The sequence below is a fragment of the Aeromonas sp. QDB14 genome (assembly GCF_027707845.1).
GTDB classification, from domain to species: domain Bacteria; phylum Pseudomonadota; class Gammaproteobacteria; order Enterobacterales; family Aeromonadaceae; genus Aeromonas; species Aeromonas caviae.
The window spans coordinates 1-20,928 of sequence record NZ_JAPCJD010000056.1 but is presented as its reverse complement, the minus strand read 5'-3'; the positions used below and the strand labels follow the sequence as shown (position 1 = coordinate 20,928).

The 20,928-nt window shown below is 62.4% G+C and carries 19 protein-coding genes, 2 tRNA genes and 1 other annotated feature; of the genes, 13 read left to right on the top strand and 8 right to left on the bottom strand.

What is annotated here, in order from left to right; all coding sequences use genetic code 11:
• Positions 1–45 precede the first annotated feature (45 nt).
• Entirely contained in the window at positions 46–1,167 is a 1,122-nt protein-coding gene (locus PG887_RS16265; protein ID WP_128273873.1) for a beta-ketoacyl-ACP synthase III, read from the top strand.
• Positions 1,168–1,236: 69 nt separating this feature from the next.
• Here the strand turns inward: PG887_RS16265 and tsaA are convergent, their stop codons facing one another.
• On the bottom strand, positions 1,237–1,941 hold the full coding sequence (gene tsaA, locus PG887_RS16260; RefSeq protein WP_201936433.1) for a tRNA (N6-threonylcarbamoyladenosine(37)-N6)-methyltransferase TrmO: 705 nt from the start codon (positions 1,939–1,941) through the stop codon (positions 1,237–1,239).
• A 316-nt stretch (positions 1,942–2,257) separates the two neighbouring features.
• On the opposite strand from tsaA, the gene PG887_RS16255 reads away from it, so the two are divergent.
• Positions 2,258–3,253 carry an NAD-dependent epimerase/dehydratase family protein gene (locus PG887_RS16255; RefSeq protein WP_270822283.1) on the top strand — a complete coding sequence of 332 codons (996 nt, stop codon included), beginning with the start codon at positions 2,258–2,260 and terminating at the stop codon, positions 3,251–3,253.
• A gap of 70 nt (positions 3,254–3,323) precedes the next feature.
• On the opposite strand, the gene PG887_RS16250 is transcribed toward PG887_RS16255, so the two are convergent.
• The 4 genes from PG887_RS16250 to cydD all read right to left on the bottom strand — a co-directional run bounded on the left by PG887_RS16250 (position 3,324) and on the right by cydD (position 7,711).
• On the bottom strand, positions 3,324–3,710 hold the full coding sequence (locus tag PG887_RS16250) for a DUF488 domain-containing protein (RefSeq protein WP_039039351.1): 387 nt from the start codon (positions 3,708–3,710) through the stop codon (positions 3,324–3,326).
• A gap of 8 nt (positions 3,711–3,718) precedes the next feature.
• Positions 3,719–4,090, bottom strand: coding sequence for an Rcs stress response system protein RcsF (gene rcsF / locus PG887_RS16245; RefSeq protein WP_010673578.1), 372 nt, complete (start codon positions 4,088–4,090; stop codon positions 3,719–3,721).
• Between the two features lie 107 nt (positions 4,091–4,197).
• Complete coding sequence (cydC, locus tag PG887_RS16240) at positions 4,198–5,943, bottom strand: heme ABC transporter ATP-binding protein/permease CydC (protein ID WP_113977876.1); 1,746 nt, start codon at positions 5,941–5,943, stop codon at positions 4,198–4,200.
• Positions 5,936–7,711, bottom strand: a complete 1,776-nt coding sequence (cydD, locus tag PG887_RS16235; RefSeq protein WP_270822281.1) for a heme ABC transporter permease/ATP-binding protein CydD — start codon at positions 7,709–7,711, stop codon at positions 5,936–5,938. Before cydD ends, cydC begins: the two co-directional genes overlap by 8 nt.
• Before the next feature lie 201 nt (positions 7,712–7,912).
• Here cydD and PG887_RS16230 point away from each other — a divergent pair.
• Both PG887_RS16230 and PG887_RS16225 read left to right on the top strand, forming a co-directional pair.
• Positions 7,913–7,986, top strand: a tRNA-Gly gene (locus tag PG887_RS16230).
• 94 nt (positions 7,987–8,080) lie between these two features.
• Positions 8,081–8,155, top strand: a tRNA-Gly gene (locus PG887_RS16225).
• A 147-nt stretch (positions 8,156–8,302) separates the two neighbouring features.
• On the opposite strand, the gene arcA is transcribed toward PG887_RS16225, so the two are convergent.
• Positions 8,303–9,022, bottom strand: a complete 720-nt coding sequence (arcA, locus tag PG887_RS16220; protein ID WP_010673581.1) for a two-component system response regulator ArcA — start codon at positions 9,020–9,022, stop codon at positions 8,303–8,305.
• A gap of 385 nt (positions 9,023–9,407) precedes the next feature.
• On the opposite strand from arcA, the gene PG887_RS16215 reads away from it, so the two are divergent.
• Together PG887_RS16215 and PG887_RS16210 are read left to right on the top strand one after the other, a co-directional pair.
• Entirely contained in the window at positions 9,408–9,800 is a 393-nt protein-coding gene (locus PG887_RS16215; protein ID WP_270822280.1) for a DUF3293 domain-containing protein, read from the top strand.
• Positions 9,801–9,914: 114 nt separating this feature from the next.
• Positions 9,915–10,394 (top strand): putative 4-hydroxy-4-methyl-2-oxoglutarate aldolase, encoded by a 480-nt coding sequence (locus tag PG887_RS16210; protein ID WP_102949235.1) that lies wholly within the window; start codon positions 9,915–9,917, stop codon positions 10,392–10,394.
• 3 nt (positions 10,395–10,397) lie between these two features.
• Here the strand turns inward: PG887_RS16210 and PG887_RS16205 are convergent, their stop codons facing one another.
• Entirely contained in the window at positions 10,398–10,874 is a 477-nt protein-coding gene (locus PG887_RS16205; protein WP_039039355.1) for a hypothetical protein, read from the bottom strand.
• Between the two features lie 166 nt (positions 10,875–11,040).
• On the opposite strand from PG887_RS16205, the gene PG887_RS16200 reads away from it, so the two are divergent.
• A complete protein-coding gene (locus tag PG887_RS16200; RefSeq protein WP_039039356.1) occupies positions 11,041–11,430 on the top strand; it encodes an META domain-containing protein in 390 nt (129 codons plus the stop codon).
• A 102-nt stretch (positions 11,431–11,532) separates the two neighbouring features.
• Here the strand turns inward: PG887_RS16200 and aceK are convergent, their stop codons facing one another.
• Positions 11,533–13,260: a bifunctional isocitrate dehydrogenase kinase/phosphatase gene (gene aceK / locus PG887_RS16195; protein WP_104454506.1), complete on the bottom strand. Its 1,728-nt coding sequence runs from the start codon at positions 13,258–13,260 to the stop codon at positions 11,533–11,535.
• Between the two features lie 195 nt (positions 13,261–13,455).
• Here aceK and PG887_RS16190 point away from each other — a divergent pair, with 195 nt between their 5' ends.
• The 6 genes from PG887_RS16190 (at position 13,456) to PG887_RS16165 (ending at position 20,703) form a co-directional block, all read left to right on the top strand.
• Positions 13,456–14,163: a tRNA/rRNA methyltransferase gene (locus PG887_RS16190; RefSeq protein WP_270822278.1), complete on the top strand. Its 708-nt coding sequence runs from the start codon at positions 13,456–13,458 to the stop codon at positions 14,161–14,163.
• A 69-nt stretch (positions 14,164–14,232) separates the two neighbouring features.
• Positions 14,233–14,366 (top strand) — a sequence feature (Thr leader region).
• Between the two features lie 57 nt (positions 14,367–14,423).
• The gene (gene thrA / locus PG887_RS16185; RefSeq protein ID WP_104454504.1) at positions 14,424–16,883 is read left to right on the top strand and encodes a bifunctional aspartate kinase/homoserine dehydrogenase I; all 2,460 of its coding nucleotides are present in this window, start codon (positions 14,424–14,426) and stop codon (positions 16,881–16,883) included.
• 13 nt (positions 16,884–16,896) lie between these two features.
• Complete coding sequence (thrB, locus tag PG887_RS16180) at positions 16,897–17,877, top strand: homoserine kinase (protein WP_010673589.1); 981 nt, start codon at positions 16,897–16,899, stop codon at positions 17,875–17,877.
• The gene (gene thrC / locus PG887_RS16175; protein ID WP_049636630.1) at positions 17,874–19,148 is read left to right on the top strand and encodes a threonine synthase; all 1,275 of its coding nucleotides are present in this window, start codon (positions 17,874–17,876) and stop codon (positions 19,146–19,148) included. The genes thrB and thrC overlap by 4 nt, the downstream gene beginning before the upstream one ends.
• A gap of 124 nt (positions 19,149–19,272) precedes the next feature.
• Positions 19,273–19,671 (top strand): YybH family protein, encoded by a 399-nt coding sequence (locus PG887_RS16170; protein ID WP_270822275.1) that lies wholly within the window; start codon positions 19,273–19,275, stop codon positions 19,669–19,671.
• Positions 19,672–19,752: 81 nt separating this feature from the next.
• Positions 19,753–20,703, top strand: a complete 951-nt coding sequence (locus PG887_RS16165; RefSeq protein ID WP_270822274.1) for a transposase — start codon at positions 19,753–19,755, stop codon at positions 20,701–20,703.
• Positions 20,704–20,928: the final 225 nt, after the last annotated feature.

The window sequence follows — 20,928 nt, the reverse complement described above, 5'->3', positions numbered from 1 at the left end:
CCTAAAAAACAGACAAGCCGGGATTGCACCCGGCCAGGAGCAAAGATGACCTCTATCGTAATCAGTGGCTCAGGCCTCTATACCCCTCCCTTTGCCGTCAGCAATGAAGCGCTGGTGGCGGCCTTCAACCAGTACGTGGATCTCTACAACGAGGAGAACGCCTCCGCCATCGATGCAGGGCAGCTGCCTGCCAAGCAGCACTCCAGCTGCGAGTTCATCGAGAAGGCCTCCGGCATCAAGAGCCGCTATCTGGTGAGCAGCGAGGGTGTGCTGGATCCCGACATCATGCAACCGCTCATGGCGGAGCGCCCGGACGATCAGCCCTCCATCATGGTGGAGATGGCGGTGGCGGCCGCCGAGCAGGCGCTGATCGCCGCCGGTCGTGAACCGGGGGAGATCGATCTTGTCATCGTCGCCGCCTCCAACATGCCGCGCCCCTACCCGGCGCTGGCCATCGAATTGCAGCACTATCTCGGCGCCAGCGGCCTGGCGTTCGACATGAACGTGGCCTGCTCTTCCGCCACCTTCGGGATCAAGACCGCCGCAGACATGCTGGCGGCAGGCACCGCCCGGCTGGCGCTGGTGGTCAATCCGGAGATCTGCTCGGGTCACCTCAACTTCCGCGATCGGGACAGTCACTTCATCTTCGGCGACGCCTGTACCGCCGTGCTGCTGGAGCGGGAGGCCGATTGCCAGGTGGCCAACCCCTGGCAACTGGTGGCCAGCAAGCTGGTCACCCAGTACTCCAACAACATCCGCAACAACTTCGGCTTCCTGAACCGGCTCAGCCCGCGCACCCGCTACGGCGACGACAAGCTGTTCCGCCAGCAGGGGCGCAAGGTGTTCAAGGAGGTGCTGCCCCTGGTGTGCGATCAGATAGCCTCCCAGCTGGCGGAGCAGGGATGGGCGGCCGATGGCTTGAGCCGGCTCTGGCTCCATCAGGCCAACCTCACCATGAACCAGTTCATCGGCCGCAAGTTGCTGGGCCATGACGCCAGCCAGCAGGAGGCGCCTGTCATCCTCGATCGCTACGGCAACACCAGCTCGGCGGGTTCCATCATCGCCTTCCACCTCTTCAACCAGGATCTGCCGAGCGGGGCTCGCGCGGTGCTCTGCTCCTTTGGCGCCGGTTACTCCATCGGCAGCCTGCTGCTGCAGCGGCGCTGAGCACCCTGTTTTGCCCATAAAAAAGCCACCCGGGAGGGTGGCTTTTTTCATGCTGCCCGAGAGGTTTTTTCAAGCGGGTTCGATGGTCAGCACCTGACATTGCGGTTCTTTTATCTGAAATTGCACGTTCACATCGAACAATCTGACACCGTACACCTTGTCATCCGGCTTGCCCTTCTTGTAAGCAGGGCGGGGATCCTGGGCCAGCACCTCCCTCACCAGTTCACGCAGCTCCGGGTGGGCCTTGAGCCAGGGGGCGAGCTGCTGCTCGGCCTGGGCGCTGAAGCTCACCGCCAGCGGCGGGGTGGGGGCATCGGGGGCGAAACCGCCACGGGCGTGGGGCAGGCTGTCGGCATAGGGGACATAGGGCTTGATGTCGACGACGGGGGTGCCGTCGAGCAAGTCCACGGCGCCCAGCTCGAGCCAGAGTTTGCCGCGCTCACGTCCCACCCCGTGCAGCTCGACCACGGAGAGGCCAAGGGGGTTGGGGCGGAAGGTGGAGCGGGTGGCAAAGACCCCGACCCGCTCGTTGCCGCCGAGGCGCGGCGGGCGCACCGTCGGGTGCCAGCCCTGATCCATGGTCTGGTGAAACACGAAGCTGATCCAGAGATGGGAGAATTGCTCGATGCCGCGCAGCGCATCGGGCTGATCGTAGGGAGGAAGCAGTTCGAGGCGGGCGCGAGCCGCGCTGACCAGGCCGGGCTGGCGGGGTATGGCGAACTTCTCCTTGTAGGGAGAGCGGATGATCCCTAGGGTATCGATATCGAACTTCATGGCGGATCCTGGCTGAAAACCCGGGCAATGTAGCACAGGCACGCCGAAAACGCAGGGGGAGTACCAGGACGCGGCCCCTGTGATCCCGATCCCAGACCCGGTGCCCGGGGGCTGTGTCCTGGTGCCAACTTGCGTAGGGTGGGGCGGCAAAAGGGGTGGCGGGGGAGCGGGCAAGGAGCCTGCTGCCCGCACCATGACGATATGCCTGGCGGCATCAGGGCGTGCCTGGGACGTGTGCTCACCATGCCAGGCCATGGCCGTTTCGGCTGCCCGTGGAGGGGCTGCAAGGAGAGGGCTCCATAGAGGAGAGACAGGGATGAAATTGTTGATTATCGGCGGCACCGGCTTTCTGGGTCGCCACCTGACCACGCTGGCCCTGGATTGGGGGCACGAGGTGACGCTGTTCAATCGCGGCCACCGCCAGCACCCGGATTGGCGGGAGCTGACCCAGCTTCACGGGGACAGAGACGGGGACCTGGCCCCCTTGCGGGGCGAAGGGCTGCACTGGGATCTGGTCATCGACACCTGCTGCTATCGCCCCGAACAGGCCGAAGGACTCTCTGACGCTCTGCTGGGGCGCTGTGATCGGCTCATCTTCATTTCCACCATCAGTGTCTATCACGATTTTTCCCAACCCGGCATGGATGAGTCGGCCCCCTTGCACGAGATAGCAGGAGCGCCCACCGACTACGGCCCCCTCAAGGTGCTGTGCGAGTCGGTGTATCGCGCCCGCTGGGGAGATCGCCTGTGCACCCTGCGCCCCGGCGTGCTCTGCGGCCCCTTTGACCCGACCGCTCGTCTTGCCTGGTGGGTGAGGCGGGTGCAGCGGGGCGGGCCCTGGCTCTTGCCGGGGCTGGGGGAGGACAGGCTGCAATACCTGGATGTGCGCGACTGCGCCGAGTTCGTGCTGCGGGCTGCCGAGCAGCGACTCGCTGGGTGCTTCAACCTGATCAAGCCCGGCATCGCACTGAACGACTGGGTGGAGCGCCTCGCTGCCCGGCTGACGCCAGCGACCCCCTTGCAGCTCGAGTGGGCTCCCTGGCGTGACCTGATGGCGGCAGGGGTGGCGCCCTGGCAAAGCTATCCCACGCTGCTGCCAAACGAGCTGCCCGAGTATGCTGGGTATGGCACCATCAGCGCCGAGGCCGCCATCGTTCATGGGCTGAACTTTCGCCCCCTGGAGGAGACGGTTGACGATCTGGTGGGATGGCTTGCCAGCAACCCCCGGGGGCCGCTGCCGGGCATGACCCATGACGAGGAACAGGCCTTGCGACGACGAGTGGAGGTTTCCTTGTCATCGAATGCGCATTAGCCGACATCATAAAGAAGAGGGCACCCCAGGGTGCCCTCTTCTCATGTGGGGTGTTCATCCATGACGGGGCTCAGCGCAGCAATGCCCCCGCGTCGGCCAGCAGGGTCCTCAGCACACTGCGATGGCAGCGGGACTCCTGTTCGCAGTAGCACCCCACCGAGAAATGGGTAGTGTGGGAGAGGGCGGCCAGCAGGGCCAGATCGTGCTTCGCGGCCGGGGCGGCCATCTCGGCCTTGTACTGCTTGCAGAAGGCGGTCCACCGGGCCGGGGTGTCGGCAGTCTGACCGAGTTTCATGGTCTCGGCGCTGGGGGCCAGATTGGGGAACCAGACGTCGTACCAATCCTGGCTGGCGAACGCCGCTTTGGGCACGCCGCGAGGGGGGCGACGCACGGTACCGATGCGAAGCCCCTCATCCTCGAGGCGGGGGCTGCCGAGTCGCACGATGGCGATCGCCATGGCAGGACTTACTTCTCTTCGGCCACTTTCAGCGCCTGACCGTAGCAGATCACCTGTTTCAGGCAGCCGGGCACGTCGCTGAACTCGGCACACTTGTCGAAGCTGACGCCGTTGCCCCCCATGTCCGCCACGCGGCGGCGGGCCAGGGTGCGGGCTTCACCGGCATTGGGCACCGCCTGATTGGCATCGCTCTGGCAGGATTCCCCCTCGACAGTGCCGAGATAGAGGTAGTTGAGGTCGGCGAGCTCGCTCTGCTCGTAGATCCGCACGCTCCCCGGCTTGAAGTACTCGTCGAAGTTTTCCTTGTCCAGATTGCTGTTGAAGGCGAAGTCGGCGCAACCGGAGGCAATCAGGGGCATCATCAGGATCAGGCGTTTCATATCGGCATCTTGTTGGGTGGCGAGTGGGCCATTATAGGGGGCAGTCGCCGATGGCGACCAGCCCCATTTTTAGCCATATCAATGGATTGTAGCGAGACGATCCCGGATCAGGCGGGGGCCAGCCGCCGGTGCAGGCTGCGGTAGTGATCATCTTCCAGCAGCTCCTGGTGGGGGGCACACAGACGGATGCGACCCTCTTCCATCAGGGCTACCCTGTCCATCCGTTCCAGCCCCAGCAGGCGGTGGGAGATGAGCAGCAGGGTGCGATCCGCCCCCAGGGTCAGCAGCAGATCCATGATCTCCCGTTCGGTCTGGGTGTCGAGCCCTTCGGTGGGCTCGTCCAGCAGCCAGAGCGGTGCATCGTGGAGCAGGGCGCGGGCGATGCCGATGCGGCGGCGCTCCCCGCCGGAGAGCGGACGCCCGCCGTCCCCGAGCCAGGCATCCAGTCCCTGTTCGGCCTGCTCACCCTCATCGCGCAGCAGAGTCCCGAGCCCCACCTGCGTGAGCACCTCGATGAGCCGTTCGTCGCTGGCTCCGGGGGCGGCCAGGGTGAGGTTGCCACGCAGGGTATCGGCAAACAGGTGGACCCGCTGGCTCACCACGGAGCAGGAGGCGCGCAGCGCCTCTTCGCTGTAATCGGTGAGGGGCTTGCCATCGAGCAGGATCTCCCCCGATAGGGCCGTCCATTCCCGGGTCAGCAACCCCATCAGGGTGGACTTGCCACAGCCGGTCTGCCCCAGCAGCGCCAGCTTCTCCCCGGCATGCAGTTGCAGGGTGCACCCTTGCAGCACGGGAGCATCCTGGCCTGGATAGGTGAAATGCAGGTCGCTTATCTGCACGGCACCCTGGGCAGCGGGGGCTTGCTGTGCGCCCCACTCCGGCGCCTTGGCCTCTTGCAGGATCTCGTTGAGACGGCGGGCGGAGGTGAGGCTGGTGGAGAGGTGCTGGAAGGCACCGGCCAGCGGCAGCAGCGCCTCGAAGCTCGCCAGGGTAGCGAACACCATGAGTGCCGTGATGGGGTCAGGGGCATTGCCACCGACGCCGTGACCGGCCAGCCAGAGCATCAGGGTCAGAGTCCAGCCGCTCAGCAACTGCACCGAGAAGGCGGCCAGGCCGCTGACGCGGGCCATGCGGGCCTGGGCCCGGATCAGGGCCTGCTCCGCCTGCTGCAATCCGGTGAGCGCCTCGGGAGCGGCGGCGAACATCTGCAGTTCGGCCTGGCCGTCCAGATAGTCCACCATGCGGGTACGCAGGTTGGACTTCTCGGCGATGAGCTGGCGGCCCGGCGCGCGCCCGGCAAAATAGAAGACCAGGGGCAAGGCCAGCATGCCAAAGAGCAGAATGGCTCCCAGCGTCAGCGCCAGGCGACCATCGAAGAAGGAGAGGAAGAAGACCAGCCCGGCGCAGCTCAGCAGCGCCGCCCCAATGGGGGTGATGAGGCGCAGATAGACGTGATCCATGGCGTCGATGTCGGCCACCAGACGGTTGAGCAGGTCAGCCTGGCGAAAACCGGCAAGGGAGCCGGGGGAGAGAGGGGAGAGCTTTTGCCAGAACCAGACCCGCAGCCGGGTCAGCACCCGGAAGGTGGCGTCGTGGCTCACGACCCGCTCGCCCCAGCGACTGGCGGTGCGCACGATGGAGAAGAAACGCACGCCCCCCGCAGGGGTCATGTAGTTGAAGGTGTCTCGGGTGGCGACCGCCAGCCCGGCGACGGCGGCGGCGGAGAGGAACCAGCCGGAGAGGGAGAGCAGGCCCATGCCGGCCACCAGGGTGACCAGGGCCAGCAGCAGGCCGATGGAGAGGCTGAGCCAGTGCTGGCGATAAAGGCGCAGGAACGGCAATAGATCAGTCATCGAGAGAGTCTCCGAAACCTTGGGATTGCGACAGGAGGCGGGCGAAGGGGCCCTGGGCCTCGCCGAGTGCGGCAAAACGTCCCTGCTCCACCAGCTTGCCGTGCGCCAGCACCAGGATGTTGTCCATCTGGCTGAGCTGATCGAGGCGGTGGGTGATCATCAGCAGGGTCTGACCTTGTGCGGCCTGTTCGAGGGTGCTCATGACGGCCCGCTCAGAATGGCGATCCAGGCTGGCAGTGGGTTCATCCAGCACCATCATCTGGGTCGTCTTGAGCAGGGTACGGGCAAGGGCGATGCGCTGGGCCTGGCCGACGGAGAGGCCGCCCGCCTGATCCCCGACCCGATAGTCCAGCCCTTTCTCATTGACGAACTCCCAGGCCTGGGCGCGCTTGAGCGCGGATTCCAGCTCGGCGTCGCTGGCGGATGGTCTGGCCAGCAGCAGGTTGTCCCGCAGGGAGCTGTGGAAGAGTTGGGGATTCTGGGAGAGCCAGCCAAGCTGCTGGCGCCACTGGCTGATGTCCAGGGTACGAAGCTCCACTCCGTTGACGCACAGGGAACCGCGATAGGGTGCAAAACCGAGCAGGGCATTGACCAGGGAGCTCTTGCCCGCGCCGCTGATGCCGACCAGGGCGGTGCGCGTGCCGGCTTCCAGCGTGAAATCGAGGGGACCGACCAGCACCTTGCCCTCGGCGCTCAGCACTTCCAGGCTGCGGGCTTCTACCTTGACGGGGTCATCCGCATGGAAGGGGAGTGTCCCGGAGGCGGGTTCGCTCACGTCGGCCTCGAGAAATTCCAGCAGTTGTTCGGCGGCGCCAATGGCCTGTGCCTTGGCGTGATAGTGGGCACCGAGTTCCCGCAGCGGCGCGTAGAACTCGGGGGCGAGGAAGAGCACGAACAGGCCGGTAAAGAGGGTGACCTTGACGCCATAGCTGCCAAAGTTGAGGTGATCGATGTAGGAGAAACCGAAGTAGACGGCCACCAGGGCCACCGCGATGGCGGCGAAGAACTCCAGCACGGCCGTGCTCAGGAAGGCGAGGCGCAGCACCTCCATGGTGCGCTCGCGAAAATCTTCCGATGCATCGCGGATTGCCTCCCCTTCCGCCCGGGTGCGCATGAAAAGCTGCAGGGTGCGCAGCCCCTTCAGGCGATCGAGGAAGTGACCTGAGAGGCGTGCCAGCGACTGGAAGTTGCGGCGGTTGGCATCGGCGGCGCCCACCCCTACCAGGATCATGAAGAGGGGAATGAGGGGGGCCGTGCCGAGCAGAATGAGGCCCGCCGCCCAGTTGACCGGGAACACGGAGACCAGGATCACCAGGGGAATAAAGACGGCGATGGCCATCTGGGGCAGATAACGGGAGAAGAAGTCCTGCATCTCTTCGATCTGCTCGAGCAGCAGGCTGGCCCAGCTACCGGCGGGGCGACGCTGGATATAGGCAGGGCCGAGCCTGGCGAGGCGGGTGAGCACCAGCTCGCGGATGGCCTGGCGCACCGCACTGCCCGCCTTGAAACTCGCCACCTCGCGGCCATAGGCCAGGGCCGCCTTGGTCAGGGTCACCAGCAACAGACTGATGAAGAGGGGGGCGGAGTGCTCCGGCGTGGAGCCTTCGATGATGAAACCGTGCAGCAGGGTCGCCAGCAACCAGGCCTGCATCACCATCAGGACGCCCTGACCCAGCCCGAAGGCGATGGAGATGCCGATCCAGCGCCGACCATGGCCCGATTGTTTGCGCAACCAGCCATAGAGATGTTTCTGTCTGTTCTTGTCCATTACCACCCTCCTCAAACGAGTGGCGCAAGACTATCGTCGCCCCCACGGCTTGGCAACCTTGCAGAACCGGGCGGAGGAACATCATTGTGTGAAAAATCGGCTTCATGCTCATTAGTTGGCCGAACAGCTTGATTTATGGCAAAAAATGCGAGGTCGGTGATTGCGCTCGGCGGCAAAATGCATATAGTAGAGGCCACTGACGCGGGTGTAGTTCAATGGTAGAACGGTAGCTTCCCAAGCTGCATACGTGGGTTCGATTCCCATCACCCGCTCCACATTCCAGATGGCGGCACGCGCCGTTGTCCATATCAGCCAGATGGCTGTCTGTCGTGGGGATTCCCCATCACACCGAGCAAGTTTTGATGCCTAGCGGGCATCGTATAATGGCTATTACCTCAGCCTTCCAAGCTGATGATGCGGGTTCGATTCCCGCTGCCCGCTCCAGTCTTCACACAAAAAGCCCACTCCTGCGAGTGGGCTTTTTGTTGTCTGTTTTTTGATGCCGGCGAGAGTGCCAGAGCGGCCAAGCTGAAAGGCGCAGACATGGAAAAGGCGCCACAGGGCGCCTTTTCAACTCGGGAGTGGGAAGGATTACTCCTGCTCCAGCTCGCCGCAGAAGCGATAGCCTTCGCCATGGATGGTGGCGATGATCTCCGGGGTATCGCCCACGCTCTCGAAGTGCTTGCGAATACGGCGGATGGTCACGTCCACGGTGCGGTCGTGGGGCTTGAGTTCGCGGCCCGTCATCTTCTTGAGCAGCTCGGCACGGGTCTGGATCTGGCCGGGGTTCTCGCAGAAATGCAGCATGGCGCGGAACTCGGAGCGGGGCAGCTTGAACATGTCCCCTGCCGGGCTGACCAGGGCGCGGCTGTTGATGTCTAGGGCCCAGCCATTGAACAGATAACGTTCCACCAGCTTCTTCTCTTCGCCACCGGCGGCCACGTTCATGGTGCGGCTCAGCAGGTTGCGGGCACGGATGGTCAGTTCACGGGGGTTGAACGGCTTGGTGATGTAGTCATCTGCGCCAATTTCCAGCCCCAGGATCTTGTCCACTTCGTTGTCGCGACCGGTCAGGAACATCAGGGCGATGTTGTCATCTTCACGCAACTCGCGCGCCAGCAGCAGGCCGTTCTTGCCCGGCAGGTTGATGTCCATGATCACCAGGTTGATGGTGTGGCTGGTCAGGGCCTGGTGCATCTCGTCACCGTTGTTGGCTTCGAGCACGATGTAGCCTTCGGCTTCGAAGATGCTCTTGAGGGTGTTGCGGGTGACCAGCTCGTCTTCGACGATCAGAATATGTGGTGTTTGCATGAGTATTCCCAGATTCTTATCAGTTAATTATCGAAATTTTAACACTCTTTGGCGTTATCCGACCGGTCCTGAAAATTTATTACGTCATCCTGGGTATGAATATCAGGTCGAATCATCGCGAATTTGGTAACTATGTCGGCAAGCATCCCTGTGCCGTACATGGGCTCTCAACAAGTCTGAACAAGAGAAGCCCGGAGAGGTAGTCCATTACAAAAGTTGCTGCATTTTATCAGTTAACAGGCGCATAACAACACTCTTTGCCGTCAGATAGCAACTTTTTAACTTAGCTTTGATATAAGTCAATCCCCGAGTTCGCTGCATCATACTTGGGCTGACCCGCTTTTTCGCCCTTAATAAATGTAATGGGATGTAACATGTGGTTGACATGACTTTGTGGGAAAACTACAGAAAAGTGTGCTTCATCGCCCCCTTTGCGCCTCCCAGCTGCCCAGCCTATGCCATTGTCACGGCCTGGAACCCGGCCAGCTGGTGGGTGGGGCTGCGCCGCAATGCCCGTCGCCAGCGAGCCCTTGTCCGGCAAGTGGGCGACTGTCCCGTCATGGGAGAGGTCTGGGGGAGCGATGAGGATGAGCGCTGGCAGGAGGCGTCGTTGTTGTTGCCGCTTTCGCTGCCAGAAGCGATCCGGCTGGCCGCCCGATTTGGCCAGAATGCCCTCTATTGGGTGCGTGAAGGAGAGCTCTGGCTGGTGCCCGTGTTGCTGGAAGGGCCGCCCTGTCATCTGGGGGCGCTTGCGTCCCGCTGGCGGTTCAGGCCTTAGGGCTGACATGGCCCCCCCGCCATCCGGACAGGGCACCCGGCCGGTGGATTGTCAGCGCCTCGACATGATGAAAGAATGAGCGGACACATTTCACTCCATGGAAGGATGATGATCATGCTGGACCTGCTGCCCGACCTTTGCGATGAACATGGCGATGCCCTTAGGATCGCTGACCCCCTGTTTCAGGACTATGGCGGCAAGGCGCTGTTTTACGGCGAGGCCGTGACCCTCTCCTGCTTTGAAGACAACAGCCTGGTGCGTGATCTGGTCAATCGTCCCGGCCATGGCAAGGTGATGGTGATCGACGGGGGCGGCTCCCTGCGTCGGGCGCTGCTCGGGGATCAGCTGGCCATCAAGGCGGTGGAGCAGGGGTGGGAGGGGATCCTCATCAACGGGGCCGTGCGGGATGTGGGGACACTGGCGACCCTGGCGCTGGGGGTCAAGGCCCTGGCCCCCTGCCCGGTCAAGACAGAGAAACGGGGCCTGGGCACGCTGGATGCCGTGGTCTCTTTTGCCGGTGTGACCATAGCGCCCGGCGACTATGTCTACGCCGACCTCAACGGTGTGCTGGTGAGCGGCGCCAGGCTCCTCTGAACCTCAGAAGTTGAAGCCCACGCCCAGAGTGAGAAAGTGTTCCGTGCTGAAGGCACTGAGTCCGTAATTGGCTGTGATGGCCAGGGAGGGTGTCACCAGCAGGCTGCTGTTGAGCTCAACCAGAGTGCTGGCCTTGCTCACCTCCAGCTGCTTGAGCTGGCTGCCGATGTTGAGTGACGGGGAGAGGCGATAGCGCACCCCAGAGCTGATATTGAACCCGGCCTGCCCACTTTGGGGGCCGATGGCGGGGCCGGCCTCCATGTAGAGGCTGATGTCATCCTGAAGCGGGTATTGGTAGCCGGTATTGATGAGCCAGAGGTCGAAGTTGTCGCCAAGATGGCTCTGGTTGCCGAGCAGTACGCCTGAATAGCTTTTGACGTAGAGCGGGTTGTCCGATTCGGTCTGGAGAAAACTCCAGTCGGCGGCCTGAGCCGAAAAGACGAGGCTGGATGCCATTGCGATGACGAGAGACTTGACCATTCGTTTCCCCTCCCTGGGTCCGAATAGGACTACAAGCATGGCACATGCCAGCGGGGAGTAAAGGGAACCCCGATCACAATAAAAGAGTTTTGATTGACGCCGCAGCCATGGTACACAGGCCCCTCACTCCGTGTCGTTACGACACGCTCCATCACGAGGTGAACTGATGAACAACAAACTGATCCTGCTGGCCGCTCTGGCCCTGGGAGGCTGCGCCATGACTACGGGTTCCACGCTGGCACAATTGCAGGCATCGACCTGGCAACTGCAAGGGGCGAGCGGTGATACCTTCACCCTGCAGGTCGCCGGTGACAAGGTGGCGGGCAAGGGCGGCTGCAACCGCTACTTTGGCGGCATCACAGAGCAGGGTGACGGCGTGTTGACGCTGGGCGCCATGGGTTCGACGCGCATGATGTGTGCGGGGGATCTGGCCGGCAAGGAGATGAACTACCTGCAGACCCTGGAGAAGGTGGCGAGCTTCCAGATCAGCGGCAAACAGCTGGTACTCAAGGATGCCGACAAGGCCACCTTGCTGACCTTTGACGCCGTGAAATAAGCCGGAATCTCGTCAAAGGCTGTCGCAGGCGGCCCCTGCGCTAGCGTGCAGAAGAATGTGAAAAGGGACGCCATGGCGTCCCTTTTTGTGCCTGATGTCGGGTCATCCCCCTCGCTGGAAGCGAAACCGCTTCTTGCGCCGGTAGGGATAGACATCCTCGAACATCCCCTCCTTGATGTTGCTCTGCAGCATCTTCCAGTAGTTGGCGTCGAAGAGCTCCTTGTGCAACTGCATCATGATCTCCCGTACCTGGGGTTTTTGCAGCAGGAAGGTGGCGAACTCCTCCGGGAAGATGTCGTTGGGTGCCACCGAATACCAGGGTTCGGCGCTCCACTCGTCCTCCGGGTAGCGCGGCGGCGGGATCTGGCGGAAGTTGCACTCCGTCATGTAGCAGATCTCGTCGTAGTCATAGAAGACCACCCGGCCGTGGCGAGTCACCCCGAAGTTCTTGAACAGCATGTCGCCGGGGAAGATGTTGGCCGCCGCGAGCTGGCGGATGGCGTTGCCGTACTCCTCCAGGGCGAGGCGGGTCTGCTGTTCGTCCGCCTGATCCAGATAGAGGTTCAGGGGGATCATCTTGCGCTCGGTGTAGAGGTGTTTGATCACCAGCTTGTCGGCGGTGAGGGTAAGCGCAGAAGGCGCCACCGCCTTGAGCTCGGCCAACAGCTCCGGCGAGATGCGATCGAGGGGAAACTCGAAGTTGGTGAACTCCTGGGTATCTGCCATGCGGCCCACTCTATCGTGCTGTTTTACCAGCCGGTATTTCTCCTTCACCTGCTCGTGGCTCACCTCCTTGGGCGGGGTGAACTCGTCTTTTATCACCTTGAACACCACATCGTAGGAGGGGAGGGTGAACACGCTCATCACCATCCCCTTGATGCCGGGCGCGATGACGAACTGCTCCCGGCTCTGGGCCAGGTGCTGCTGGTAGTGACGATAGAGCTCGGTCTTGCCGTGTTTCTGGCAGCCGATGGCGTTGTAGATTTCATAGTCCGGCTTGCGGGGCATGATCTGGCGAAGGAAGGCCACAAAGAGCGCCGGTACCGGGGCATAGACCATGAAGTAGGCGCGGGCGAAGCCGAACACGATGGAGGCCAGCTCCGGCTCGAAGATGACGGTGTCCACATAGATGCTCTGACCGGTGCTGAGCAGGGGCAGGATGAAGGGATAGACTTCTCCCTTCACCCGGATGAGCCCCACCAGATAGGCTCCCTTGTTGCGATAGAACACCTCCCTGAGCAGCTCGATGGCGAAGGGCTCCTCGTGCAGGATGGCCGGGCCGCTCTCTGCCAGATGGCGGTGGATGTCCATGATGTCCCGCTGCTTGTCTTCGAAAGGGAGGGTGAAGCTGTAATCCCCGAGCAGCTGGCTCAGGGTCTGGGGCAGGTGGGAGAGATCGGTGCGATAGATACGCAGCAAGGATCCCAGGTCAGGCTTGTCGCCCCGGCTCACGAAGGGGTGGATATAAAGGTTCTCGTCGCGGATGTTGCGATGGCGGAAGATGCGGCGATAGACGGAATTGAAGAAGGACTCCGCCACCTCGAAGTTCTCGCAGCGGGGCAGGAGATCGCTGAAGGCGCCTTTCACCTGCTTGAGCAGGGCCTGGGTCGGCAGCTGCTCCCCCATCATCTGTTTGATCTGCGCCGTGGTGGCGCCGACATGGTGATCATAGAGGCGGATGCGCTCTCGACCGGCGAGCTGCACCCCCAGCCAGTCGCTGTTCTCGAAACGGCTCTTGCTGCCCTGGGTTATCTCGAGAAAGCGGCTGTAAAACGACTCAAAACGTTGCAGGATCGTCTCGGCGACCGCCTGCTCCAATGGCTGCTGCATCTCTCTCTTCCTTGTGAACTGTCGGGCCCATGGCGTCAGTGCCCTGAGGCGGCGGACTCGCGTCCAAGGCCACTATGGCAACATCCAAACATCTGTTCAAGTGGCAATATTTCGGGATAAACGGTAGATTGCGCCCCTGTTTTGCCGACGGTTCGCCGCAGTTCGCGGCGTCGGCCTCATCCTGGAGAGAACCCGATGAAACTCTATTTTGTGCTGGTGTCGCCCGCCCGTGCCGCCAACGTGGGGGCTGCTGCTCGCGCCATGAAGACCATGGGCTTCGACGCCATGCGACTGGTGGGGAGCCGGGTGCACGAAGAGGAGGAGGCGAGCTGGGTTGCCCACGGGGCGCAGGAGATCCTGACGGACGCGCAAGCCTTCGACACCCTGGAAGAGGCCCTGGCGGACATGGATCTGGTGGTCGCCACCACCGCCCGGCAGCGCGGCCGCTACCAGCACTACCTCACCCCGGCGGACATTCGCGACCAGGTCCGGGCCAAGCCCTCCCTCGAGAAGGTGGCCATCGTGTTTGGCTGCGAGGAGTCCGGACTCTCCAACGAACAGCTCGCCCAGGTGGATCTCATCAGCTACCTGCCTCTCAAGGTCTCATACCCGTCCCTGAACCTGGGTCAGGCGATCATGCTGTATGCCTATGAGCTGAGTCCGCTGCTAGATGACCAGAAAGTGAGCTATGAGCAGGACGTAGCAGAAAATTTCGAGAGTGCCGGGCAGGTTCGCGTGCTGAAATCAAAAACAGCAGAATTGCTTGGTGAACTCGGAGTTTCGCAGGATGAAAAACTGCATCAATGGGTGATGGACCGAGTGCCCATGCTGCCGCAGCGGGATCTCAATATGCTCCATCTGCTCTGCAAAGACCTTGCCCGCAAGTTTGGCAAGGAGGTTTAGGTTGACAGCCCCTCGCCGGGCGAGGTATTGCTAACAACCAGATTCGTTCAAGAGTGTTCGTCATGCAGCTATTCACCAACATCATCACCACCACCATTATTACCGGTACCACCACAGGTGGCACTGGGGCCGGTTGATGCGCTGACGAACAAGCACAGAAATCAGAAAAAGGCCCGTACCCACCCAGTACGGGCCTTTTTTGTTGGATTGTTTTTAGACCAATTAGCAGATCAATTTGCAGGGAATACAGGGAGATAGCGATGAGAGTGTTGAAATTTGGCGGGTCGTCACTGGCCGACGCAGAGCGTTTCTTGCGGGTTGCCGATATCGCGGTGAATACCCACGGCCAATCCCAGGTGGCCCTGGTGCTGTCGGCACCGGCCAAGGTGACCAATCACTTGGTCGCCCTGGTGGAACAGACCAGTCGCGGTATGGATGCAAGCAGTACCCTGTTCGAGATCAACGGTATCTTCTCCCGCCTGCTGGCCGGCTTGAAGGCCGCCTATCCCGCGCTGGATGACAAGGCGCTGCAGGCCCGTCTCACCGCCGAGCTGGATCAGGTCGAGCGGCTGATGCAGGGTATCCGTCTGCTGGGGCTGTGCCCGGACAACGTCCAGGCCCGCATCTTGAGCCGTGGCGAGAACCTCTCCATCGCCTTCATGCACGAGCTCTTGCGGGTGCGCGGCCTCGAGCTGGATCTCATCGTGCCCGAGCAGTTGCTGGTCACCGATGGCGGCTACCTCGAAGCCCATGTGGACATCGAAGCCTCCCGGGTGCGCTTCGCCGCCAAGGGCCTGCGCTCTGACTGTCTCTACCTGATGCCGGGCTTCACCGGTGGCAGCGACAAGGGCGAGACCGTGCTGCTGGGCCGCAACGGCTCCGACTATTCCGCCGCCGTCTTGGCCGCCTGCGTCGATGCCGAGTGCTGCGAGATCTGGACCGACGTGGAGGGCTGCTACAACTGCGACCCGCGCCTGGTCCCGGACGCCTACCTGCTCAAAACCCTCTCCTATAAAGAGGCGATGGAACTCTCCTACTTCGGTGCCAAGGTGCTGCACCCGAAGACCATCGCCCCCGTGGCCCAGTTCCACATCCCCTGCCTCATCAAGAACAGCTTCAACCCTCAGGGTCCGGGTACCCTCATCGGGGTCGATCAGGGGGATGACGATCTGAAGGTGAAGGCCATCTCGGATCTCTCCGGCATGTGCATGTTCAACGTCTCCGGTCCCGGCATGAAGGGCATGGTGGGCATGGCCGGTCGCATCTTCTCCGCCGTCTCCCGCGCCGGGGTCAGCATCGTGCTGATCACCCAGTCGTCCTCCGAGTACAGCGTCAGCTTCTGTATCCACAGCTACGACAGCGACAAGACCCGCAAGGTGCTGGAGCGCGAGTTCGAGCTGGAGTTCAAGAACCAGTTGCTGGACCCGCTCGAGATCATGACCGATCTGGCCATCATCTCCCTCATCGGCGATGGCATGCGCACCTCCAAGGGGATGGCGGCGCGCTTCTTCACCTCCCTGGCCCAGGCCTCCATCAACATCGTCGCCATCGCACAAGGGTCGAGCGAGCGCTCCATCTCCGCGGTCGTGCGCTCCGGCAAGGTGGCGGAAGCCATCAAGGCGTGCCACCAGAACTTCTTTGGCAGCCAGCAGTTCATCGATCTCTTCGTGGTCGGGGTGGGCGGCGTCGGTGCAGCCCTGGTGGATCAGATTGCCCGCCAGCAGCCGGTACTGGCCGAGCAGGGCACTGGCCTGCGAGTAGTGGGTATCGCCAACAGCCGCCAGATGGCGGTCAACAAGGATGGTCTGGCCCTCGCCAACTGGCGTGAACAGCTGGTGGAAGCACAAGGCAGTTTCAGCCTGGAGGCGGTGAAGAAGCTGGTGGAAGAGAGCCACCTCATCAACCCGGTGATCGTCGACTGCACCTCGAGCGAAGCCGTGGCCGTCCAGTACGCCGATTTCCTCGGGGCCGGCTTCCACGTGGTCACCCCGAACAAGAAGGCCAACACCGGGTCGCTGGATTACTACAAGGCGCTGCGCCGCACCGCCCGCCAGACCCGCCGCAAGTTCCTGTACGAGACCAACGTGGGCGCTGGCCTGCCGGTCATCGAGAACCTGCAAAACCTCATCAAGGCCGGTGACAAGCTGCGCGCCTTCGACGGCATCCTGTCCGGGTCGCTCTCCTTCATCTTCGGCAAGCTGGACGAGGGGATGGCCTTCTCTGAGGCTACCCAGATCGCCCGCGGCAACGGCTTCACCGAGCCGGATCCCCGTGACGATCTCAACGGCATGGACGTGGCTCGCAAGCTGCTCATTCTGGCCCGCGAGGCCGGCATGGCGCTGGAGCTCTCCGATGTGGAGGTGGAGCAGGCACTGCCGCCGGGCTTTGACGTGAGCGGCGACGTGGAGGCCTTCATGGCCCGCCTGCCCGAGGCCGACGGCTGGTTCCGCGACCAGTTCGCGGCGGCCCAGCGTGAAGGCAAGGTGCTGCGTTACGTCGGCTCCATCGAGGGTGGCAAGTGCAAGGTGGCCATCAAGGCGGTGGGTGGCGACGAGCCCCTGTTCAAGGTAAAAGACGGGGAGAACGCGCTCGCCTTCTTCTCCACCTATTACCAGCCCATCCCCCTGGTACTGCGCGGCTATGGCGCAGGGACCGAAGTGACCGCCGCCGGTGTCTTCGCCGACGTGCTGCGCACCCAGAACTGGAAGCAGGAGCTGTAACATGAGTTCAGAGATGAACCCGAATGTAGAAATCGGCGGCAGCGTGGTGGCCTATGCCCCGGCCTCCAGCGCCAACCTGAGCGTGGGCTTTGACGTCCTGGGGGCGGCGCTCGCCCCCGTGGATGGCTCCCTGCTGGGGGACCGCGTCCAGGTCAAATCGGCAGAGGTGCCTTTCGCTCTCTCTTCCGTGGGCCGTTACGCCCACAAGTTGCCGGACGACCCGAAAAAGAACATCCTCCACGACTGCTGGGTCGCCTATGGCGAGGCGCTGGAGAAGCGCGGCCTGGGTCTCAAGCCGCTGGAAATGGTGCTGGAGAAGAACCTGCCGGTGGGCTCGGGCCTGGGATCGAGTGCCTGCAGCGTGGTGGCGGCGCTGGAAGGGCTCAACGCCTTCCACGGCGCGCCCCTGAATGAACACGACCTGCTGCTGTTGATGGGGGAGATGGAAGGGAAGATCTCCGGCTCCGTCCATTACGACAACGTGGCGCCCTGTTATCTGGGCGGCATGCAGCTGGTGCTGGAGGAGGGGGGCGTCATCAGCCAGGGCATCCCGGTGTTTGACGAGTGGTACTGGGTGGTCTGCTACCCGGGCACCGTGGTCTCCACCGCTGCCGCCCGCGCCATCCTGCCGGCCCAGTATCGCCGCCAGGACTGCCTCACCTATGGCCGCCGGCTGGCCGCCTTCGTGCATGCCAGCTACAGCCGCCAGGAAGGGCTGGCCGCCAGCGTCCTGAAAGATGTGATCGCCGAGCCTTATCGCGCGGCCCTGATTGAAGGTTTCAACGAGGTGCGGGCCCAGGGGGCCCAGAACGGGGCGCTGGCCACCGGCATCTCGGGGTCCGGTCCCACCGTGTTCGTGGTGATGAAGGATCTGGCCCAGGCCGAACGCATGAAAGAGTGGATGGAAGCGCACTTCGTGCGCAATGAAGATGGATTTGCCCGGGTCTGCAAACTGGACATGGCCGGGGCACGGGTAACAGGAAGCGAGCTATGAATCTTTACAACATCAAGGACAAGAGTGAACAGGTGAGCTTCGCCCAGGCGGTGCGTCAGGGTCTGGGCCGCGAGCAGGGGCTCTTCTTCCCAGAGACCCTGGAGCCGCTGGCCGACGTGGATGCCCTGCTGGATCTGCCGCTGGCCGAGCGCTCGGCCCGCATCCTGAGCCACCTGCTGGGTGACGAAGTACCGGCTGCCAAGGTGAGCGAGCTTATCGACGCCGCTTTCACCTTCCCGGCGCCCCTGGTGAAGCTCAAAGATGGTACCTATGCCCTGGAGCTGTTCCACGGCCCGACCCTGGCATTCAAGGATTTCGGCGGCCGCTTCATGGCCCAGTGTCTGGCTGCGTTCAGAACCAATGACAAGATCACCATACTCACCGCTACCTCCGGCGACACCGGCGCCGCCGTGGCCCACGCCTTCTACGGCCTGGAGGGGATTGAAGTGGTGATCCTCTACCCCAAGGGCAAGATAAGCCCCTTGCAGGAGGCGCTTTTCTGCACCCTCGGCGGCAACATCCGTACCCTCGCCATCGACGGTGACTTCGATGCCTGTCAGGCGCTGGTCAAGGATGCCTTCGACGATGAAGGGCTCAAGACCGCCATCGGCCTCAACTCCGCCAACTCCATCAACATCAGCCGCCTGCTGGCCCAGGTTTGCTACTACTTCGAAGCCGTGGCCCAGTTGCCGAAAGCCGATCGCGCCAAGGCGGTCATCAGCGTGCCGTCCGGCAACTTCGGCAACCTCACTGCGGGTCTCATCGCCAAGGCGCTGGGGCTGCCGGTGAAGCGCTTTATCGCCGCCACCAACGCCAACGACACCGTGCCGCGCTACCTGAAAACCGGCCAGTGGGAGCCGCACCAGACGGTCGCGACCCTGTCGAACGCCATGGACGTGAGCCGCCCCAACAACTGGCCGCGGGTGGAAGAGCTGTGCCGTCGCAAGGGCTGGGCGCTGGAAACCTTGGGCTCAGGGATGCGTGATGATGCCCAGACTCGCGATGCGCTCAAACGCCTGCATCAGCTGGATTACCTGTGCGAGCCCCACGGGGCGATTGCCTGGGATCTGCTGAACGAGCAGCTTGGGCAAGACGAGGTCGGTGTGTTCCTCTGCACCGCCCATCCGGCCAAGTTCAAGGAGTCGGTGGACGAGATCCTGAATCTGGATGTACCGCTGCCGGGCCCGCTCGCCAAGCATGCCGCGCTGCCGCTCCTGTCTCACGATCTGCCCGCTGACTTTGGCCGCCTCAAGGCCTTCCTGCTCGGTTAAGCCGTCATGAGACGCTGACGATCCCCCGCTTTTTCGCGAAAGCGGGGGATTTTTTTATGTCCGGTATTGATGTCCGGTATAGGGCGGGTAGCCCGCCCTATACCCCTGAAACAAGGAGCACGGTATGAGCCCGCATCCCCTTCGCACCCTGATCGAGACCTGTGACGCCGCCATCTCCCGGCGCGACTTCGACGCCCTGATGGCCTTCTACGCCGAAGACGCCGCCCTGGTGGTCAAACCCGGCATGGTGGTGCGCGGCATTCCCGCCATCCGCCGCGCCTTCACTGCCATCTCCGATTACTTTGACGGTCAGCTTGAGGTGACCCAGGGGGCCATGGAGGTGATCGAGGGGGCCGACAATGCCCTGGTGATCATGGAGACCCGGCTGCGCTACCCGGGCGGCGAGGGGTGGATCGATGAAACCCGGCGCGCCACCTATGTGTTTCGCAAGGAGGCCGATGGGCAGTGGCGTTGCACCATAGATAACTCCTATGGGACGACATTGCTGGATGTAATCCTATAAGTTTTCCAAATTGGGACACCCACCTTTTTGACAGCGCTTTGGCTCTGTTCTTGACTGAAAGGGGAATCGCAGGAGGTTGCCATGACCATTGCCCGTTCACGTCAAATCAGTCTGCAGGATACGCCTTACTATCACGTGGTCAGTCGCTGTGTACGGCGGGCCTTCCTGTGTGGTGAGGATGCCCATTCCGGCCAGAGCTACGAGCATCGGCGTCAGTGGGTGGTCGACAAGCTGAGTCAGTTATCGAGGCTGTTCGCCATCGGCGTCTGTGCCTACGCGGTGATGAACAATCACTACCACCTGGTGCTCAAGGTGGAGCCGGATACCGCCGCCAGTTGGAATGAGCGGGAGGTGGCCGAGCGTTGGGCGGCACTGTTCCAGTGGCCGTTGTTGGTGAGGCGTTGGTATCAGGGGGAATCCCTGATTGAGCCCGAACTTGCTGTGGTGCAGCAACTGATAGGGCAGTGGCGGGAGAGGTTGCATTCCATCAGCTGGTTTGTACGGCTGCTCAATGAAACCCTGGCGCGCCAGGCCAATCGGGAGGATGGCTGCAAGGGCCACTTCTGGGAAGGGCGTTTCAAGAGCCAGGCCTTGCTTACCGAATCAGCTCTGCTGGCCTGCATGGCCTACGTTGACCTCAATCCGATACGGGCGGCGATTGCCGACCGGCCCGAGCAGAGCGACTACACCAGCATCAAGCAGCGCTTAGCTGAGCCCCTCACCACCGACGTTTTATCTCCGCTATTGCTGCCATTTGCTAACAAGGGCAACCCGGATGACCTGCCCTATGCCTTCGCTGACTATCTAATGTTGGTGGACTGGACAGGGCGAGCCATCAGAACCGATAAGCGAGGTCATATACCGGTTCGTCTTGCGCCCATCTTGGTACGGTTGGGGTTGGATGGGTCTCGCTGGCTGACGCTGGTGACGCTGTTTCGGCGGCAGGGTATCAGAGTGGTGGGCGACAGAGGCCATTGCCAGCAATTCGCCCAGCACTGTGGTCAGCGACGTTGTCATCAGCCGTTCCTTTGAATCGTTAATCCCACGCCATATCAAACCTCGGCATCTTATTCGATGCCAGGCTGGGCCGTGCCTGAACAAGAGGCTAGGCTGTGTTCTTAAAGTGATGAAGATATAATCTCACATCTTCTCAACAGCTTAAGATCCATTCCGTGTCCCGCCGTTATCAGCTGACTGATGCACAATGGGGGCTTATCGAGCCCCAGTTTCCTTCTCGAAGCCTGATCGGGCGCCCTA